This is a genomic window from Pseudoalteromonas maricaloris (genome assembly GCF_024746855.1).
GTDB classification, from domain to species: Bacteria; Pseudomonadota; Gammaproteobacteria; order Enterobacterales; family Alteromonadaceae; genus Pseudoalteromonas; species Pseudoalteromonas maricaloris.
Genome location: NZ_CP024626.1, coordinates 199,485 through 219,693 on the forward strand (window position 1 = coordinate 199,485; position 20,209 = coordinate 219,693).

General features: G+C 44.9%; 16 protein-coding genes. 6 read left to right on the plus strand and 10 right to left on the minus strand.

Translation table 11 applies throughout. The features are described from left to right. Positions 1-85: 85 nt before the first annotated feature. Positions 86-967: a LysR substrate-binding domain-containing protein gene (locus CTT31_RS18775; protein ID WP_260492760.1), complete on the plus strand. Its 882-nt coding sequence runs from the start codon at positions 86-88 to the stop codon at positions 965-967. A gap of 128 nt (positions 968-1,095) precedes the next feature. Here CTT31_RS18775 and CTT31_RS18780 read toward each other — a convergent pair whose 3' ends face one another. Beyond that, on the minus strand, positions 1,096-3,006 hold the full coding sequence (locus CTT31_RS18780) for a S9 family peptidase (RefSeq protein ID WP_260492761.1): 1,911 nt from the start codon (positions 3,004-3,006) through the stop codon (positions 1,096-1,098). 170 nt (positions 3,007-3,176) lie between these two features. Continuing rightward, positions 3,177-5,363: a catalase/peroxidase HPI gene (gene katG, locus CTT31_RS18785; RefSeq protein WP_260492762.1), complete on the minus strand. Its 2,187-nt coding sequence runs from the start codon at positions 5,361-5,363 to the stop codon at positions 3,177-3,179. Positions 5,364-5,445: 82 nt separating this feature from the next. On the opposite strand from katG, the gene CTT31_RS18790 reads away from it, so the two are divergent. Together CTT31_RS18790 and CTT31_RS18795 are read left to right on the plus strand one after the other, a co-directional pair. Next, positions 5,446-5,580, plus strand: a complete 135-nt coding sequence (locus CTT31_RS18790; RefSeq protein WP_260492763.1) for a hypothetical protein — start codon at positions 5,446-5,448, stop codon at positions 5,578-5,580. Positions 5,581-5,851: 271 nt separating this feature from the next. Continuing rightward, the gene (locus tag CTT31_RS18795; protein ID WP_260492764.1) at positions 5,852-8,677 is read left to right on the plus strand and encodes a TonB-dependent receptor plug domain-containing protein; all 2,826 of its coding nucleotides are present in this window, start codon (positions 5,852-5,854) and stop codon (positions 8,675-8,677) included. A gap of 80 nt (positions 8,678-8,757) precedes the next feature. On the opposite strand, the gene CTT31_RS18800 is transcribed toward CTT31_RS18795, so the two are convergent. The 4 genes from CTT31_RS18800 to aroQ all read right to left on the minus strand — a co-directional run bounded on the left by CTT31_RS18800 (position 8,758) and on the right by aroQ (position 13,106). Further along, entirely contained in the window at positions 8,758-10,353 is a 1,596-nt protein-coding gene (locus CTT31_RS18800; RefSeq protein WP_260492765.1) for a PepSY-associated TM helix domain-containing protein, read from the minus strand. Between the two features lie 3 nt (positions 10,354-10,356). Further along, positions 10,357-10,611 carry a hypothetical protein gene (locus CTT31_RS18805; protein WP_039491737.1) on the minus strand — a complete coding sequence of 85 codons (255 nt, stop codon included), beginning with the start codon at positions 10,609-10,611 and terminating at the stop codon, positions 10,357-10,359. Between the two features lie 528 nt (positions 10,612-11,139). Continuing rightward, complete coding sequence (azu, locus tag CTT31_RS18810) at positions 11,140-11,595, minus strand: azurin (protein WP_260492766.1); 456 nt, start codon at positions 11,593-11,595, stop codon at positions 11,140-11,142. A gap of 305 nt (positions 11,596-11,900) precedes the next feature. Beyond that, complete coding sequence (gene aroQ / locus CTT31_RS18815; RefSeq protein WP_260492767.1) at positions 11,901-13,106, minus strand: gamma subclass chorismate mutase AroQ; 1,206 nt, start codon at positions 13,104-13,106, stop codon at positions 11,901-11,903. A gap of 284 nt (positions 13,107-13,390) precedes the next feature. Between aroQ and CTT31_RS18820 the strand changes: the two genes are divergently transcribed. Together CTT31_RS18820 and CTT31_RS18825 are read left to right on the plus strand one after the other, a co-directional pair. Further along, positions 13,391-14,065: a TorF family putative porin gene (locus CTT31_RS18820; RefSeq protein ID WP_211857379.1), complete on the plus strand. Its 675-nt coding sequence runs from the start codon at positions 13,391-13,393 to the stop codon at positions 14,063-14,065. A gap of 136 nt (positions 14,066-14,201) precedes the next feature. Then, positions 14,202-14,651, plus strand: coding sequence for a DUF4920 domain-containing protein (locus CTT31_RS18825; protein WP_211857377.1), 450 nt, complete (start codon positions 14,202-14,204; stop codon positions 14,649-14,651). On the opposite strand, the gene CTT31_RS18830 is transcribed toward CTT31_RS18825, so the two are convergent. The 4 genes from CTT31_RS18830 to CTT31_RS18845 form a co-directional block, all read right to left on the minus strand. Then, positions 14,625-14,924, minus strand: a complete 300-nt coding sequence (locus CTT31_RS18830; RefSeq protein ID WP_039491726.1) for an AzlD domain-containing protein — start codon at positions 14,922-14,924, stop codon at positions 14,625-14,627. The genes CTT31_RS18825 and CTT31_RS18830 overlap by 27 nt on opposite strands. Next, on the minus strand, positions 14,921-15,604 hold the full coding sequence (locus CTT31_RS18835) for an AzlC family ABC transporter permease (protein ID WP_010607477.1): 684 nt from the start codon (positions 15,602-15,604) through the stop codon (positions 14,921-14,923). The genes CTT31_RS18830 and CTT31_RS18835 overlap by 4 nt, the downstream gene beginning before the upstream one ends. 1 nt (position 15,605) lies before the next feature. After that, on the minus strand, positions 15,606-16,406 hold the full coding sequence (locus CTT31_RS18840; RefSeq protein WP_260492768.1) for an AraC family transcriptional regulator: 801 nt from the start codon (positions 16,404-16,406) through the stop codon (positions 15,606-15,608). A gap of 98 nt (positions 16,407-16,504) precedes the next feature. After that, a complete protein-coding gene (locus CTT31_RS18845; RefSeq protein WP_260492769.1) occupies positions 16,505-16,978 on the minus strand; it encodes a nuclear transport factor 2 family protein in 474 nt (157 codons plus the stop codon). Between the two features lie 552 nt (positions 16,979-17,530). On the opposite strand from CTT31_RS18845, the gene CTT31_RS18850 reads away from it, so the two are divergent. Then, complete coding sequence (locus CTT31_RS18850; protein ID WP_260492770.1) at positions 17,531-20,185, plus strand: glycoside hydrolase family 16 protein; 2,655 nt, start codon at positions 17,531-17,533, stop codon at positions 20,183-20,185. Positions 20,186-20,209 lie beyond the last annotated feature (24 nt).

Sequence of the window (20,209 nt, forward strand, 5' to 3'; positions counted from 1 at the left end):
CACTGCTAAGTATTGTGTGCATTCATAAAACTGACAAACTAGAAATTCTGACCTATAGTTAAGTTTTAATTAAGTAAGGCGGCGAATGAAATCACCTCCACTCAAAGGACTTTGGTATTTTAAAACGGCGGCGGAATTAGGCAGTTTTAAGCAGGCGGCGGAAGCCTTATTTGTGACTCAAGCTGCCGTGAGTCAACAGATAAGAACCCTTGAGCAACAGCTTGGTTGTATGTTATTTGAACGACAAACAAGAAAGGTATTGCTAACTCAGCAAGGACAAGACTTGTTGCCTTACTTACACAAGGCCTTTGGGCAAATGGAAATGGGTCTATCGACGTTAAAATCAGATCCTAACCCAAACACTATTAACCTGTCGGTTTTGCCTTCATTTGCTACTTGTTGGCTTTTGCCTAGATTGGCGAGCTTCAACAAGGCGTTGCCAGACTTCCAGCTACGTATTGATCCAACCGAGCAACTCGCCGATTTTAACCACGACGATATCGATATTGGGATCCGCTTTGGATTTGGTAACTATCCGGGACTGAAAAGCGAACTCATCGCGGAGGATGAGTTAGTTCTTGCCTACCGCCCTGGATTAATTGACCCAAACAAACCGCTGCGAGCGCAGCTATCAAAGCTCAATTTTATCTATGACGAAGGTCGAGATAATCAACATGCGTGGCTTGAGCTAAACAAGCAACTGGGTTTAAGTGGTCATACATTCAGTAATCTCAAAATTGATAATGCAGCATTGGTGCAGCAGGCAACGGTGGCTGGGCAGGGGTTCTCTTTGTTACGCCGACGTTTAGTGAATCAATCTTTAGAGCTTGGCCAGTTAGAAATCTATCCCGACTTTGCGTGGTTGTGTGAATATCGCTATTTCTTGGTCGCACCTGAGCGTCACTTTGAATGGCCTAAATTAAAGGCGTTTCGGGATTGGATAGTTGCCGAGCTTAGCGCGTGCTGAATTATCCGAAGCCCAAGTTATTTAGCTTTATCCCACGATGTATTTTTGCGCACAGGGGACTATAAGTAAGCAGTTCGGATCCGAGTAAATAACCTGAAGTTAGATACTCGGATCCAGCAGCCTATTTGTTAAAGGTGCTTTTTAAGAAAGTCGAGATAGGCTTGAGAGGCCTCAATACGGTTTTCCTTTTTCGAAAATCCATGCCCTTCATCGTCAAATAACACGTATTTGACAGGCACATTGTTTGAGCGAACGGCTTCGACCAATTCATCACTCTCTACTTGAAGTACACGAGGATCGTTTGCACCTTGCACAACCATCAATGGCTTAGTGATATTTTTGGCATGGAAAAGTGGTGAGATACGATGCAAACGTTCCTTATCGGTAGCCGGATCGCCTAACTCATCATATAGAGACTTCCTATATGCTTCCCACCATGGTGGAATAGACTCAAGAGTTCTTACCCAGTTAGTCACACCAAAGATATTGATCCCCAATTTGAACTCTTCAGGCTCAAATGCCAGTGCCGCTGCAGTCATATAGCCACCATAGCTTCCGCCCATTATGCCGATACGGTCAGCATCGACCCAGTCTAGCTGTTGTAGATATTTTTTACTCCAAACGATGTCTTGTAAATCATCCTCACCATGACGTTTGTCGTCTAAGTGGAAGAAGGTTTTACCATAGCCAGAGCTGCCTCGGTTGTTTACGGCGAAAATCGCATACCCTTGATTAACCAAATGCTGAGTAAGTGCACTATAACCCGTCATACTTTGGCCTCCGGGACCTCCGTGAACAAATACGAGCGCGGGCACTTTATTTGTCGAACTAGCCAGCTTTGGCTTGTAGAGTACGCCTGGCACCTCCAAACCATCAAAACTGTTAAAGCGAGCGATGGTGCTCTCGACCAAATGTTCGGTATTGATTTTGTCGCTCAAGGTTGAGGTCAACTGCTTAACTTCATCACTGCCAACACGCCATACGTACAAGTTATTTGGCGAGGTGTCCGAATTTAAATAAAAAGCCATCAGCTTTTCATCATCGGAGAAGTTAACGCTGTTGATACTACCTGCAGGGAGCTTAGGGAGTTTGATGTCCTTGCCTGTTTTAAGATCGGTGATCGTGACTTTTACGCTAGAGTCTTCGTTTACCCCTACGACACGATAGCGGTTGGAATCGGAGAAATATAAGAACCTCACGTCCCAGTTTTTTTCTATGTACGGTGTGTGTTTACCCGTCGCGATTTCATAGCGCCAATTTTGATAAAATTCACCATGGGCATCGGTGTCATAGTATAAATATTTGTCATCTTTAGAAAATGCTGAAGCGGAAAAGTTTGCCTCGTGCGCCACGTTTGAAATCTCAACGAGTGGGGCGTCGGGGTTATGTAAGTCGAGTAAGAAGAGATCGCTATCTTTATTACCTTGTGCATTGATAAGTGCAAGGTAACGATCGGTTTCACTCACCTGTTGGACATTTAAATTGTTGTCATTTTTATAAATAAGTTCACTTTCGTAGGTGGCAGCATCAAAGCGATATAGATCCATAAAGCGCTCGTCACGCTGATTGCTTAACACGTAAAAGGCGTTGTTATCGTTAGTAAAACCAACAAAACCTGCTCTCACTTTTTCTCCTGGCGTGAGATCTTTGACGTGACCATTTTCGTCACGGACAAAAACATGAAAGCGCTCATTGCCACCGTTGTCTCGCGTGAATAAGATGCGGGGGTCATTTGGAAAATATCCGATAGGGTAGGTTGAATCGGTGGCATCTGTTATTTGTGCTCTTTCACCGGTTTTGACGTCAACTTCATAGAGGTTATATATTCCCGATTCGTCAGAAGTGACCAAGATTTTCTGTGCATCAGGGCGAAACGCGCTGCCTTGAATATTTGTGGTATCAAAAAAAGTTTCTGCTGAATAAGTTTTAAAGTCCGAGATAACTTGGTTAGTTTGCGGCTTATCAACTTGTTGAGTTGTTTGGTTACATGCACTGAGCGTGGCGAGCAAGGTGCACGCAATGAGTGATTTTTTAAACATAATTTCCCTGCATTCATTTTTATTATTGATTTCTAGCATATAACGATAAGAAACAATGGCAAGCATCTGGCTTGGGTTTTGTGTAAACCAATGTAGTGGTTAGGATGTGATTGTCTTTGCTGCTGAAAATCAGCGTAAAGGATAATCACATCCCAGGTTTTTTTAAGTGGTTATTTTAGGTCAAACCGGTCTGCATTCATTACTTTGGTCCATACCTCAACAAAATCACGGACAAACTTCTCTTTGCTATCATCTTGTGCGTACACTTCGGCGTAAGCGCGCAAAATAGAATTAGAACCAAAGACGAGATCAGCGCGAGTCGCAGTCCATTTAACCGTATTCGTATCGCGTGTTTTTATCTCATATAGGTTCTCTCCACTTGGCTCCCAACGATATGCCATATCGGTCAAGTTGACGAAAAAGTCATTACTCAAAGTGCCAACGTTATCGGTAAATACGCCATGCGATGTTTGCCCGTGATTGGTGCCAAGCACGCGCATTCCGCCGATCAGTACGGTCATTTCCTTGGCAGTGAGCCCCATCAGTTGGGCTCTATCAAGTAGCATTTCTTCTGGTTTTACGCTGTAGTGCTGTTTTTGCCAATTGCGAAAACCGTCATGTACAGGCTCTAATACATCAAATGACTCAATGTCGGTTTGCTCGTCTGTGGCATCGCCTCGTCCAGCGGTAAAAGGCACTTGAACTGATACTCCGGCATTTTTAGCCGCTTGTTCAACGGCAGCGCAGCCACCCAATACGATTAAATCAGCCATGCTTACGGTAGGCGTAAAATTACTTTGTACGGCTTCCAATACCGCAAGTACTTTCGCTAGACGCTCCGGCTCATTTCCAAGCCAATCTTTTTGCGGGGCTAGGCGGATCCTTGCACCATTTGCACCCCCTCTAAAATCGGAATATCTAAACGTTCTAGCACTATCCCACGCGGTGGCTACTAATTCTGAAAGCGTCACATTGGTTGCTAGAATTTGTTGCTTGAGTGCGCTAATTTCACTGTCGTTTAGGGTGTAGTTAACGCTGGGGACGGGGTCTTGCCAAAGTAGATCTTCGTTAGGGACTTCAGGGCCTAGATAACGACTTTTTGGGCCAAGGTCGCGATGGGTAAGCTTAAACCACGCTCTTGCAAAAACATCGTTAAAATAGTCGGGGTCGGCATAAAACTTCTCTGAAATTTTACGATAAGCAGGGTCCATTTTCAGTGCCATATCGGCATCTGTCATCATCGGCATGCAGCGTTTGGATGTGTCTTCAGCATCAACTGGTTTATCTTCTTCTTTTATATTGATAGGCTGCCATTGCCATGCACCCGCCGGGCTTTTGGTCTGCTCCCATTCGTATGTGAACAGCAAGTAGAAGTAGCCATTGTCCCATTGAGTTGGGTTCGTCGTCCAAGCGCCTTCAATACCACTGGTTACTGCATCAGAGCCAATGCCACGCGAGCTGTGATTCATCCAACCAAAACCTTGTTCATGCAAGTCCGCGCCTTCTGGTGCCGGGCCTAATTCATCGGCATTGCCATTTCCATGTGCTTTACCCACAGTGTGTCCGCCAGCGGTTAGCGCAACCGTTTCTTCATCGTTCATTGCCATTCGAGCGAAGGTAACACGCATATCTTCAGCTGTTTTTAACGGATCGGGATTACCATCTACGCCCTCAGGATTAACGTAGATAAGACCCATCATCACAGCGGCAAGCGGATTTTCTAAATCGCGTTCGCCGCTATAACGGCTGTTTTGGTCATTTGAGGGAGCCAGCCACTCTTTTTCGCTGCCCCAGTAGGTGTCTTTTTCTGGATGCCAGATATCTTCTCGGCCACCGGCAAAGCCAAAGGTTTTGAATCCCATCGACTCATAAGCAACGTTGCCCGCAAGCACGATTAAATCGGCCCACGAAATACGATTGCCATACTTTCTTTTAATCGGCCAAAGTAAACGCCGCGCTTTATCTAAGTTTCCGTTGTCCGGCCAACTGTTTAGCGGAGCAAAACGCTGATTACCCGTGTTTGCGCCACCGCGACCATCCGCAACACGATAACTGCCTGCAGCATGCCATGCCATTCTGATCATTAACCCACCATAGTGTCCCCAGTCGGCGGGCCACCATGGCTGCGAGTCTGTCATAAGTTGCTCGAGATCTTTTTTCAGGGCGGGGTAATCGAGGCTGTTAAATGCGTTTTTGTAATCAAAATTGGCATCCATCGGATCGGTTTTCGTATCGTGTTGATGCAATATGTCTAAATTCAGGCTATTTGGCCACCACTGGTGCTCGCTATGCTCTGAAGACGTATTTGCACCATGTGCAAAAGGACAAATCGATGGTGTGTTTTGCTTCTTATCCATGGGAGATCCTTGTTTGTTCGATGACGGAAGATTGCTAAGGTCTATTGTCTTCTAAGTTTGTTTTTGCAGAAGTTTGATTGATATGTACATCGGGCAAGTTGTACGCCAAGAGCAAAACATGCTCAGAGGAACAAAAATCAAATCGCAAAGACCAGATAAAGGTAGTCCCGATAACCGCTTTTTACCAGATTTCGGTGGCCTTAAAGGCCAATATTGAATACCAAGAAAGTGGTGACATTTGTGACTTTCTGGGAAGTGTTCACGCCAAATCTGACTGATCACATGACTTTTTATTAGATGCCTGAATATTCAATAAAAGTAAATAAATATTGCGCAAATCGTCTAGAATCATTTGTTGGAACGGTTTAATTGTGTTATCAGTATAAAAAGGCGCAATAAATAACCTATTTCATTCCCTGTGGTGATAATAAGAAACTTTCTATCGTCAGCGTCTAATTATAATTTGGAACGTTACAAAGGAAACCGTTATGACAATAACAAAACAAAAAACGACTTTGGCGTTGGCAATCGCCAGCTTATGTGGTTCGGGCGCTATGGTGTGGACGGCCCCTGTACTTGCTGAGGAAGCAGCGTCGGAACCCGTTGAGAAGATCATGGTGACGGGGTCGCGAATCGCGCGGGCAAACCTAAGTAAACCTGGTGCGGTAACCACAATATCTAGGGCGGATATTGAGCAAACCGGGTTTAAAAATATTGGTGATATGCTGCAAAATCTAACGGTTTCCGCCAGTGCACCTAATGCTTCTCAAAATGAAAATACGTCGGGCGTGACAAACTTTGACTTACGCGGTTTAGGCGCACAGCGCACGTTGGTCTTGCTAAATGGCCGCCGCTTACCAAACGGGGGAAATGGCGCGGATGCTGCAGTTGATCTGAGTGCTATTCCTACTGCGATTATTGAACGTGTTGAAATTTTATTGGACGGCGCGTCTTCTATTTACGGCTCTGATGCGGTGTCTGGTGTCGTAAACATTATTACTCGCCAAACGGGCGATATTTTTGAGATCAGTGGCTCCATTGGCCAATCCGCTGAAGGCGATGCTGATACGACTTCTTTGGAACTCGTAACAGGGATTGTTGGTGATAAAGGGCGTTTTATGGTGAGTGCCAGCTACGATGAAAAACAAGAAGTGTATGCTGGCGACAGAGACTTTAGCCGCTATGATTTAACACTTAATCCCGATGGCAGTTACGGCCAAGGCGGTAGCTCCGCAATGCCATGGAGTAACCTAAAAGTCACGGATGAAAACGGCAAGGAAATATTTGTTACCCGAGGCCCAGAATACGGCGAGTGGCGTGAAACTATCTCCGATGCGTCACTTGCACAAAATGATTTATACAACTACCAAGAGCCGAGCTTGCTACAAACGCCTTTTGAACGTTATAGCATGAGTGCGTTTGGCGAGTATGATCTTGGCAATTTGAAGTTTTCGGATGACGTGGTATTCAATTTCGAGGCGCTTTATTCACATCGCAAATCTACTACCAATGGTGCGCCTCAGCCATTAGTTCCAGTTTGGGGTGGGTATTTAGATTTCACTTACTCTCCTGATAACTATTACAACCAACAATTTGGTCCGAAAGACAAAGATGGTAATCCTTATGCCATCAATGACTGGCGTCGCAGAATGGTGGAAACCAATGGCCGTATGAACCATGTGGAAAACAGCCAATACCGTATTGTGATGGCGCTCTCTGGTGATTTTAATGCAGATTGGAGCTGGGAGCTGGCCTACAATTTTGGTCGCAACTCAAACAAACGACTAAAAACCGGCATATTCAATTGGCCAGCGGCTAAAAATGCGGTTGGTCCTACCCATTTTGATGATCAAGGCGTGCTGCGCTGTGGTGCTACACCGGATACGCTAATTGAGGGCTGTGTGCCGCTTAATATCTTTGGTCAACCCGGCACCGACTCTGAGATCTCCGAGGACATGCTAAATTATCTCTCTGGTGATTGGCCAGGGATCCAACAAGGTCATAACCAGATTAAAATCGCCAGCGCGAATGTAAGTGGGGTAGTGGCGAGTTTGCCTGCGGGCGACCTCGGTGTGTCTTTTGGTATCGAAAATCAAAAGGTTGAGGCGCGCAATCAAACAGATGCCGTTTCTATCAATATTTTAGTTACAGATGGGTTAGGTCGACCAACTGGCGGCGAATATTCGCTCAATGAAGCCTACCTAGAAGCCGTTGTGCCACTGTTATCAGACCATGACTGGGCGCAGAGCCTAGAGTTAAATCTAGCGACTCGATATTCAGACTTTGATACGTTTGGCTCGACCACCAATTCAAAAGTGGGCGTATTCTGGGCGTTGAATGAGCAGTTGAGCTTTAGAGGGACTTGGTCACAAGCATTTAGAGCGCCTAATGTGGTGGAACTTTATAAAGGAAGGTTACCTGGTTTTGAAAATGGCGACGATCCTTGTGCTGTAGCCAATCCAAACCAAAACTGCGTTAGCACAGGGGTTCCCACTGATGGTAGTTACCGAGAAACGATCGGACAGATCAGAACCAATACTGGCGGTAACACGGAACTTGACCCAGAAACCGCGACGAGCAAAACACTTGGGGTGATTTATCAGCCGAGCTGGCTTACTAACGGTTCAATCACCTTAGATTTTTATGACATCCAATTAAAAGATGCCATTGGTAACATTAGCGCGGTGACTAAATTGAGTGAATGTATGAATAATGGTTTGTACTGCGACTCTGTTCATCGTGTTCAATCTGGTGAGTTTCAGGGAGTGATCACCGGCGTTGATGTGTTTAATGAAAACCTCAATGCGTTAAATCGTCAAGGGGTAGACGCTGAAGTTCGTTTTGACATCGGGCAGTTTTCATTTGGTGATTTGAGTACTGCACTAAACTGGTCATTTGTGAGTAAACATGAAGTCATTGAACCAGGCCTTGCAACCAAAGACAGAGCTGGACAGCGCGTTAATGGCCAGATGGCGGTGCCTGAGCACAGAGTTAACTTTGCACTTAATTGGCAGCATGACGACTTTAGCGCAAGTTGGCAAAGTTACTACATCGATTCGATGATAGAAGAAGTGTCGGTTAAACAAGGAGACCAAATCGTTAACTTTACCAATACCGTTGATAGCACGCTGACACATAATGCTCAAGTAACCTACCATGTAGACTCTGTTGATACTCAAATTACGCTGGGCGTTAACAATCTATTGGATGAAGCGCCGCCTTTTGCGACGGGTAATGGAAATAACGCAGATCCCATTCATTCGTCTTTATATCTGGGTCGTGAGTACTATCTAAGATTTAAGACAGAGTTTTAATTTCACATTGTTTCCCTGTGAGAGTAAGACAAAGCGGGCTGGGTTAGCTCGCTTTTTTCATTACCTTACACGCTGTTTGGCTAACTCATGGTTTGTTGTGGCTGCTGATCTTGCGAAACAGGCACAGAAGTTTGTGCTGCCGCGTTGATCCGTGACACTGCTTTCCAACAAATCAAGGCCATTAAACACATAAGTGCAGTTACAATAGCAAAGTCAACTCTCGTTTGAGTGGGTAATGTATTGTACTGGCTAACAAAAGACGACGCATTCATGACCGCGCTTAAGCAATAGCAAATGCCACTTAAACCTAATAATACTTTGCTAAACGACAATACATGCTTTGCGAATTGGCTGCTAATGAATGCAAAGATAAAGGCTGAAAACATCGAAAACTTAACCGTCTCTAGTTTGTCTATGTGACTTGTCGATAGAAAAGTTGTCATCGCGAAACCAATGGCGATGGCCAATAGCACACCGATAAAGCCACCTGACGTTAATCGTTTTACAAATAATAGACTTTTAGCACTTTGCTTTTTCTGCTTGGCACGCTTGTCAATCCACATCAAATTACCGGTCACGATTAAATAGGCGGTTGCAAGGCCAAGACTCAAAAATGCCAGTCGCATGCCATATCCTGCAAAATCTCCAAAGTGAAGACTCGCGATGGTAGAGAGCCCTGCGCGAACAGCGTTGTCGTAGTTGTTTTCAGTGAGATAAATTTGTGATTGGTCGTTTAGTGTGTATTGTACTTCTTTGTAATTTGAAAAAGCATCGTTACTTTTCGCGGTAAAACTCACTACTGCGTTTTTGTCGCCAAAGTGGGTGATTTCCACCGTTGTGAGCGATACATCCCCTAACGTATCTAGTGCCTTTACTCTTAGTTGATCGACGCCGCGCATTGGTTGTGATTGCTCCAGTGCTTCGATATTTGGTTCGTTAAATCCAGCGGCTTGGAGCAGAGCCGTTTGATTGCCACCGTAGAGTAATACGGCGTATGAAATCTGATAAATGATAACGAGATTAAATACTAATCCCGTGAAGGCATACATTAAGTGAAAAGGTAGGCCCATCGTGCCAATTAGATTATGAGCATCTAACCATTTGTCTTTTTTACCTTCGGCGCGATATTGGAAAAAGTTTTTGGCTATTTTGCGCCAGTGAATGATGATCCCGCTTAGTACAGCAACGAAGAAAAATAGGGTGATGATCCCAACAAAATAGAGTCCGGCGCGGCCAAGCCCTAAATCGTAGTGCAACTCATAGAGAAAACTGGCAAATTCAAATCTGTCGGCATCTGCGAGGACTTCTCCCGTCTGTGGTGATAGCAGAAGGTGCTGGTCTTGATGATCTTCGCCCGTGATCGGGTGCGGCTCGTCTAAATGGGTTGCAAAGTAAACTTCAATAAAAGGGTTATGTGGCGTAGGCTCGCGCATAAAAAAGCCATGGTGTGTATCGACATCGTATTGCTGCGCAATTGATGTAATCGCCTTGTCGTAGGAAATGGCGCTAAGTGGCTCGTTAGACTGGGCGGCTAAGGAGGCACGCTCCCAACCTGTGATGTTGTCTCTGAATAGGCTCAGAGATCCCGCAATAAACACAATGAATAGTACCGTTGAAATAATGATCCCAATCCATGCATGTGCTTCGGTCAAAGATTTTAGTGTTTGATTTTTCATTGTTTATCTTATTAACAGTAATGCTGTGTTTAGTAGCAAAGAGGGGATAAAGATAGCAAACAAAGGTTTGCACGCGGCTTTAGCGCTTGAAAATGCATAGCTCCAAACTAAGATCCCCGCCCATATCGGAAATGCAAGCACCAAGCCTATCATCAGTTTTGTGGACTCTGAAAATGGCAGGAGTAAATTGAGGTTTAGCACCAAAGAAATAGACAGTAATAGCCCTAAGAAAAATCCAACTAACGTTTTAGGCCACATAACTTATTCCCCCAAAAAATAGAGATAGCAAAAAAACCAGTGTTGAGCATAGATAGAGGCGCTTTACTGAGTATCCACTTATTAGCGTCACCGACACCAAAGAAAACATAATTAAAACGAGACTGGCCAACATTGCAGAAATAATTGGGTATTGCAGAGTCAATATAATAACCCCAGACAAAACAAGGACTAAAGCTATACTGTATGCTGTGGGTTTATGTATCGAAGAGGCCAAAAATCGTTGCTTAGGACTTGCTAAGTAGAGTAACACGGCGGTAAACCAAAACGGTATAATTGAGAAAAAGCTCATGATGGTGATAATCATTATTGTTTGCAATTGATTGTAATGATTATAGGTATGTTGTTCAAGGGGGAAAGTAATAATTGCAGTGAGAGAGATAGCCTAACCGGAGTGGGGCGGTTTAATGCTTGAAAAAACCGCTTCTTCATCGCGGGATAAAGCTCGAGTGGAAAACTGTAAGAGCGGGTTTTTGAAATGGCTCATTATAAACTCCGCTCTGAAAATGGTTAGCTAAGTGTAAAGGTGCCTTGCATAATGGCGAAATGGCCCGGGAAAGAACAGAAGAACTTGTAGTTGTCACCTTGCTTTAACTGCTCAGTAGAGAAGGTCACTGTGGTTTGCTCGCCACCGCCAATCACCTTTGATACGGCTAAAACGCGGCCGTCGTCTGGCTTTACATAACTATTATTTGCACCTGCCGACATACCATCGGTTGCAACGGCTTGAACATCTGCCGCTTTGCTCAACACCCAGTTGTGGCCCATGGTGGTGGCTGGCAGTTTACCCGTATGCTTTAACGTGACTGAAATTTCTTTACAGCTAGATGGCGCACTGAGTGATTTTTTAGAAAACTGCATCATGTCGTTGGCTTCGATGCTGAGCTCACATTCATTTGCTGATGCGGCATGCGCAAACGAAAAGGCACCGAGGCTAAGCAATGTGATGGAAAGAGAGGCTTTCATATTTAACTCCTTAATTAAAAATCATTCTCATTATTATCTTTGCCAAGGTGAATGTAAATGGATGCAGATCAATAAAACGGGTCTTTGCGTGAAGTGACTGAAATTAAAGAGTGAAAAGCAAAATGAAAGTTTAACAGGCCCAGATGTTCAGGCCATCAATGCAATGGAAAGCCGTCAAGCTGCTAGAACAAGGCAGTGGTTCTTTTAAAACCATTGCCTTATGGCTGATGTCGTTGGTGTAGTCCTAACCAGACAAGACATCAGCTAATCCGACTTGTTGTAATCGCAACAAGTCGCTAATTTGTTTATGAAGCAGTAATAGTGCAGTTATCCACCCTACGCACCTTTTGCAGTGCCGAAAAGAGCCTAGCTTTATCGATTGCAAAGAGCTGTTCGGTGTTTATTATTTGGTTAAACAAGCCTGCCTGTTCATCCGTGAGGTTACCGTGCTTGGCAAGGTGCTGGGTCAGTGTTTCAAGAATGGCTGCACCAAGCTGATTTAATGTGCTTCTTAGCTGATCCAAATTCGCGTCTTCGTTTGGTACGCCTTCAGCCAGCCATTGTGCCCGGTATCTGTATTGAATAGCTTTTGCAGCATCCATTTGTGCTTGGAAAAACGCCTCAACGCTTGCACTATCCAGGCATTGCTGGCGGGCTTGCTCTAGCGCTTTTGAGAGCACAGTGGCTTCACGGGATAAGTCTTCAATTGGCCTGTGTTGTTGTGCTTTAAACAGTGCTACAGGCTGCATCTGAGCGAGGCGTAGGTTGATATGTGAGAATAACTCCTCAGCAGAGTCTGTTCGCGTTTTAACCAATGCATTCGCCTTTTCAACGATCTGTGCCAGCGCGGTGCGAGCTTCATCTTCGCTTATCGGCTGAGATCGTTTTTCCATTTTCATCAGACCAAACAGCGTATGGTTGTCCGCGTTATCCTGAACACTTACTTCGCGCAGTGTCAGCTCAGGGTAAACCACTTTAAGTGCGCAGCTACCTACGGCAACGGTGTTTTGGTCAAATTGTCCATTTGCAAGTAAGCGAGCCGCTTCGTTGGTGCCTTTGGGTACGGGCTTGGTTTGTACCTGATGAGCATTGAGCCAATGACCAATTTGGTTCAGGGCTGCCGGGTGGGATGCTGCATGCGTAATTTTAGCTGTCTTGTTCAATCCAAAAACACACATTTCGATGGGCATATGCACAGCGGCACTCAGCTCCGTTACCTTGTAGTTACGCATCGCATTGACAATGGCTGGGACCAGTTGTCCTTCAATAGTGGAGTTGGCCAGCGCGCTGAAAGCCCAGCTCTGCGCTTGCGCGGCATTGGCATAAGTATGCTCCGGGGTGCCCGAGTAAAAACGCTCATAGTCCTGCGACTGGCGGTTGGCGAGTAGGTCAAGTGCAGCATGATTAAAACTCCCCGGCCCGGCTTGTACATAGACCGACGCGGCATGGGTTGTCAGTGTAAACAGCAGCGCGGGTAACGCCAGTAAGCGAAACATAAATGACAATTTCAAGGGCTTTTCCAAAGATTTTACAGGCAAAAACGGATCCTAACAGAACCACTACGTGCTGTCCTGCAAGCGGAGTGATTTATTGATAATTTACAGCGTACTTTATGTGCCTGCTTACTCGCCTTTTAGCATCAATAAGTACCTTTTTATTACCGCCAGCCAGACGCTTATAAAACGGAAAAATAATCATGCCAAGCTCGTTAACAAGCGGATAAAACTGTATCAGTGACAGGGTGGGAACGGCGGTCTATGCTTGAAATGACTGCAATTAAAGGGTGATTTCAAAGATGAAAAAATACTGGCTGCTGCCATTGTTGTTTACTCCACTATTCGTCAATGCGGCGACATCTTCTACCGTAACATTGGCTTCCGATTATTTATTTAATGGCGTGAGTCAAACTAAGGAAGACGAAGCGCTGCAAGTCAGTTTAGATTGGTTTGGAAAAAGTGGTTGGTATGCTGGAGGCTGGGTGTCTCAAGTAGATTTTGGCGATGGTACGGATGTAGAAGGAGATCTGTATGGTGGCTACAAATTTACGCTAACTGAAAAATTAAAACTTGATGTTGGTCTCTCGCAATATACCTATCATGGTGATGATGTGAGTTCTGATTACAACTATGCAGAAGCCTTTGCAAAGTTTAATTACGGCCAGACAAATTTAGACTTTTGGTATGCATGGGATTACTTTGGAACAGGGGCTGCTCACGGGATAGTGATGCTCACGCATAGTATCCCAATCACAGAACGGTGGTCGCTGACGCTCGGGGTTGATCATTCAATGAGCTTTGATAGTGATAAATACGAATGGGAGTCGGGTGATGATGACTATACCCACTGGCATCTAACTGGAACTTACTCGATTAGTACTTGGTCTTTTTCATTGGGTTATGAAAGCAATGATATTGATTCCTATGCAGATTCTACATTTGTGGCGTCAATTTCAAAAACATTTAATTTCTAAATTTACCTTTTATTAACTTTTGTGTTGATTTTAGTTGCGAATTGTACTTTTATATAGCTATATGCTTGATGCTCCATAACTTTTTATAGGAGTAAGCAATTGATGAGGTAATAGTGATAAAAGCTATGGAGTCGCAATGATGAAGGATACGATAAAGCTAACTGCACTCTCTTTGGCGGTATTTTCTCGGTTTAGCTTTTCAAGCCCGCTAGAATTTGCCGGTGGTGCAGACATGTCTAAGTTAGTCGAGGCAGAGCACATATTGCCAAATCTCAATGACTACACAACAAACCTTGTGACCGTAAAAGGGGTGGTCACTCATGTTTGCAGAAAATTAGGTTGCTGGATGACGCTGCGAGTAGCAAATGGCCTAGACGTAAATATCGAAGTTGAGCAAGGCGATATGGTATTTCCACTTGCTGCGATTGGCCGTGAAGCCCATGTGACGGGGCGCTTCGAAGCGCTAAACCAGCGTGCATTGGTTTGCGTGAGTAAAGCAGACGATGAAACGGCGCTCATGCGTTTGGAGTTTAATCCAACGGCCGTAACCATTTCGCATTTAGTACAGCAAGTAAAACACAGCTAGGCTCCCAAACGTGGTGACATAGAGGTTTTTAAAACGAAACGCCAGTATTACCGCGACCGTTGCGGCGACTAAATAGGGGTTGCTTGGCGTGATGGCAAGTTGCTTGTCTTGAATAAATACAATGGGTACCCAAATGGCGGTCAGTACGCAAGGGGCGCTAAAGCTTAAAAAGCGCTGTAGTTTAGGGCCGATAGTAAAAGGCAGTTGTTTTGCCAAAAATAGATACCGAGTTGCAAACGTGACGCAAGCCATGGCTAAAATAGTGGTGATCATACACGCTCCTTTTTACTTTGTAGCACATATCCCACCGACATCCCGAGTAGTGCTGAGGCGATTAAACCAAATTCAAAATGGATCAGTTTGAACACTAAGATAGTTACTGCCGACGTTAAACAAGCACATAACACGGGTAATGCGTTAATACTCGGGACCACTAAAGCAATAAATATTGCCGCAATCGCGAAGTCTAAGCCAAGGTTGGTCAAGTCAGGTAAAAACTGACCTGCGACGATACCAATGAGCGTCCACAGATTCCATGCAACATAAAAGCTACCACCTGCGATGAGCGCATACACGAGCCGAAGTTTGCCTTGATAGGCGCGGTGGTGATGGGAAAACGCAAACAATTCGTCAGTGAGAAAAAACGCAATGGGGCCACGCCATTTAAGGGGCTTATCTATCATTTTGTTGCGGATAGCAAGGCCATAGAGTAAATGTCTCGCGCTAATAATAAAGGTAGTCGCAAGCAAGGTGATAAGCGCGGTGTCTTTGGCAATAAGCTCTATTGCCACTAACTGCGCTGAGCCTGCAAAAACTAATAACGACATTAACTGTGCCTCGAGCGGCGTAAAGCCATTTTGCACGGCAAGGGAGCCACACAATATTCCCCAAGGAAGCACGGCGAGATTTAATGGCAACATATCCCAAAAGCCTTTGCATACTGCGACTTTCATATTAACAAGCCTTGCTATATTGACTGGGAGTGATCCCCATATTCTTTTTAAAGTGACGGTTGAAATGGCTTTGGTCATAAAAGCCTACGCTTAATGCTGCATGGGAAACACTTTTGCCACTGCGCAATAATGCTTTGGCATGATTAAGCCGGTGTTGTATTTGAAAGGCATGGGGAGTGAGGCCGGTGTGGGCCTTAAACACGCGAATAAAGTAAAAGGGACTCATGCCGACAAGGCTCGCTAAGGAGTCGAGTGACACATCTTCAAATAAATTATCCAAAAGAAAATGGCGTGCTGTGGTAATTCGTTGCTTAACCGAAGGGATTTTTGTATCGAATGTGACTTTGCCTTGCTTATTGCTTAAATAAGATAGCAGAGTTATAAGTTGAGACTGCTTTTCAAGCACGCTGGTATCACATTCTAAGACGTTAAAAGTGGCGTTCATGAGTGCCGCAAGCGCTCGGTCGTGTACCACTGCATCATGGAAAAAAGGAGCCATTGCCTTGCCATCACCAAGAAACTGATTAAATAGTTCAGGCGTTGGGTAGAGTGAACGGTATGAAGACTTATCTTTGGACGCCTTTCTGCAGTCGTGCACCTGCTCTGCATTAATCAAAATGACACTATGCTGACTAGCTAAGTGTTCACCGCCACTGCGGTAGAATCGCTGCGCACCACTATCCACTAGGGCAAGCGTATAGCCGCTGTGGCTATGTCTACCAAAGTCTTCCTGCTTATCAATGTTGTGTAGTACTTCTAGGCCACCGAGTTCACGGTGAAAACTAAACTTTGAGTGTTGCATAATTCTCTCCCCCATTGATGAAAAGCGTATCTGTCTTCACTCAAAAAGTCTTGTACAAAATTGCACAATGCCATAAACAATAACCTGGTTAATAACGCCTAATGCCAAGTCTCTTTTTTGATCACGTTAACAAGGCGGTGATTGATTAAGCATCGGCCATCGATTACTTTAAGCTCGTCTTCATACACTCCGTTAAATACGGTGATTGGGGCATCTGATTGAGATTTTGGCTGCTGATAAAGAACAAAGTAGCTTTTAGCAATAAACTTATTTGCCTCGATAGGTTGAATATCGGCACTGGTTATCATGTGCATACTCTTTGTTGTTTTTATGGCTTGTTGCTGCCTTATTGTTATTTCTTCAGCACCAGTAATATTGATATTGAGTGCTGGGATACTAAATGTTGCATCCTGTGTAAAAACACTTTGATATTCTTGCGCTGAACCCGAATCTCGATATTTTATGTAATTGTGTAGTGTCGTTTCACAGAGGCGCTGGTTACTGCTTGGGTTGGTGGTCATGCAACCACTCATAACACCTGCTGCTGCAACTAAAAGGAAATATGATTTCATAACATGACCCTAATTTTTTGCTCTCAACCTGAGGTTTGGATAAGGAATGAGCTGATTCATTGTTTTTAACTCACGTAAAACTGGCTGCTAGAAAGGCATTAATTATCCGAAGCTCAGGTTCGATAATCTCAGTGAATTTCACCGTATTGTCAACCAAGTTAAAGCGTATGATTTATCTTGACGTAGCGATTGCGTAAACATGTAAAGCCCCTTTACAGCTTTTTCTGCTGCGATTTTATGAGATGCTACTGTTCTGTTAAGTCTGTATTTATAGCATGCAGATTTTCACCTTATGACAATTTAATATTGACGAATAAATTAACTTAGTTTACTTTTGTGAAAGCGCTTACATTTTGCGTGTATTTTTTTAACTTTATTTGTAAGCGCTTACATTTGTTGCTAGGAACGCGCTGAGTAGTCTTCCAGCGTATAGCTAAATAACCTGCTCTGAGAAACGATGAGTTAATCGACGGCTTATCTAAGCCTTAGGTTAAATAATAAAGTTCTTAGTATTCAACCATTTGACAACGACGTTTTGCATCGGGGTAACTGATGAAAATTGCAGCAAGAAAATTAACAAGGCTATGTACCGCAATCTCTGTGGCTATCATAGCGGGATGTGGCGGAAGCGCCGAGACAGAAACTAATTATAAATCCGTTGATACCACAGCGCCGGTTTCAGATTGGACGCTAGTGTGGAGCGATGAATTTGATAGCGATGCGATAGACACATCTAAGTGGACGCACGAGGTAAATTGCGACGGCGGTGGCAACAATGAAAAACAGTGTTACACCGACAGTGAACAGAACGCGTTTATTGCCGATGGCATGCTGAATATTGTCGCTACCCCAGCGCAAGCAGGCGCACAACTGCCGTATACCTCGGCAAGATTGAACACCAAATATAAAGCTGATTTTAAGTATGGCAGATTCGAAATGCGGGCCAAGCTACCAAGCGGGCAAGGCAGCTGGCCGGCGTTTTGGATGTTGCCTACGGATGAGGTTTACGGTGGCTGGCCCAAGTCTGGTGAAATAGACATCATGGAAGCGGTAAACCTCAAGGTCGCTAATGAAGACGGCTCGGTTGAATCTAACGTGCATGGCACGCTTCATTACGGCCGTGATTGGCCTAATAATGTTCACACCGGTAAAGCATACGCCATACCTGATGGCGTAAATCCAGCCGATGACTTCCATACCTATGCTGTGGAGTGGCAAGAGGGTGAGATCCGTTGGTACGTTGATGGTTATCTCTATGCCACGCAACGTCAATCGGAGGTTCGTTACAACTCAAAGCAAGAAGCGGTTGGTTTAAAACACCGTGGATGGTTTGCTGAATACTACGAGCAAGGTTCTGGCGAGCTGGTTACTCATTGGGATAGTGCGCCTTTTGATCAGCCGTTTCATCTTATCTTAAACCTTGCCGTTGGTGGTGATTGGCCAGAAAACGTTAATAATAAAGGTATCGACTCGGACGCCTTTGTGAACGGACAATCGTTTGTGGTTGACTATGTCAGAGTGTATGAATGCGGCTCTAACCCTGAAACGGGCAAAGGATGTGAAACGGTGCGCCCAGGCTACGACGACCTTGAAGATGCGTTAGTCGAAGGTGAAGCACCTATCCCGTCGCCACCTTCTTCGGGTACCGCTAAAAACCTAACCATCTTTGATGATAATTTTAACGTTAACTGGCCAGCTTGGGATTGTTGTGGTGGCTCTACGCCTGCATTGGTTGCAGACGAAAGCCGTGGCAATGTTGTTGAGTTTATGGTCGGTGAGACGCCAACCGTAAATGGCTTTACCAGCCGTGCCGAATTTATCACAGATCCAAGCGGTAAAGCCTCGCCATTTGATGCAACGAGTATGCTAGAAGCGGGCTATATTCGGTTCGATATGCAAGTGACACAAATGCCTTCAGACCCGAGCGCAGCATGGAAATTTAAAGTTGAAAGCCAAGGTGCTTCTAGCGCTGCTGAACTCGATCTTTTTGCAAGCGTTGAAGGACAATCACCAGCCGCAGGCTCGTGGCAAACTTATACCTTCCCACTACAGCAGTTGGCTGATGCAGGACTTGATGTGTCAGCTATTGATGTAGTGATGATCTTCCCAGCATGGGGTGCCGGAAATGGTGCTATCTATCGTGTTGATAAGGTTGAGATTGCACAGGATACAAACTTACCTTCGTTGACCTTATTTGAAAATGCCATTAACGCTGAGTGGCCGCTTTGGGATTGTTGTGGTGGCTCGGCACCGGCTGAAGTCTCTGACGATGCGACGCATGGTATTGTTGCTGAATTTACGATTGGTGACACACCAACGGTAATGGGGTTTTCGTCTCGAACAGAAGTGGGCGGAGCTGGAAAGCCGTTTGATGCAACTGCAATTTTAGCAGGTGGCGTAGTACAGTTTGAGATGAAAGTCATGAGCCTACCGTCAACGCCTGATGCCCCTTGGCTACTTAAAATTGAGTCTGATAACGCCGCGAGTGCGGTTGAGCTACCACTATCTGAATCACAAGAGGGTGTAGCGCCACAGGTCGGTGAATGGCAAACCTATACTTTCTCAATTGAAGCTTTGGCTCAGGCAGGACTTGATCCAAGTGCAATTGATGTGGTGATGATTTTCCCAGCTTGGGGCTCAGGTAGCGGTGCGGTTTATCGTGTTGATAACGCAAAAATCTTTCATCCTGACGGTGACAAGGCGAGTGGTGGTCTAAGCTTATTCAAAGATCAAGCTGCTGAGCAGTGGTCAATTTGGGATTGCTGTGGTGGCTCTACACCCACAATCGAAGTAGACGAAGATGCAGCCCACGGTCAAGTTGCGCAATTTGTTATTGGTGCAACCCCAACTGTGATGGGGTTCTTAGCGGATGACGATGTCTATTACGATGCTTCCCATTTACTAGAAACTGGCGTAGTTAAGTTTGATATGAAAGTGACTTCAGCACCTGCAAATATCGACGCTCAATGGCTGTTTAAAATTGAGTCAAATGATGCCAGTGCGGCGGTAGAGCTTGCTCTAAACCAAAGCGGTGAAGGTCAAGCTCCAGAAGTTGGCAAATGGCAAACGTATACGTTTCCACTTCAAGCTTTGTACGATGCAGGACTTGATATTAGTGCCATTGATGTCTTGATGGTATTCCCCAGTTGGGGAATGGGCGAGGGCGCCGTTTACCGCATAGACAATGTTGAAATCATCAGTCAATAAGCCAGTGTGGATCGCCAATAGTGC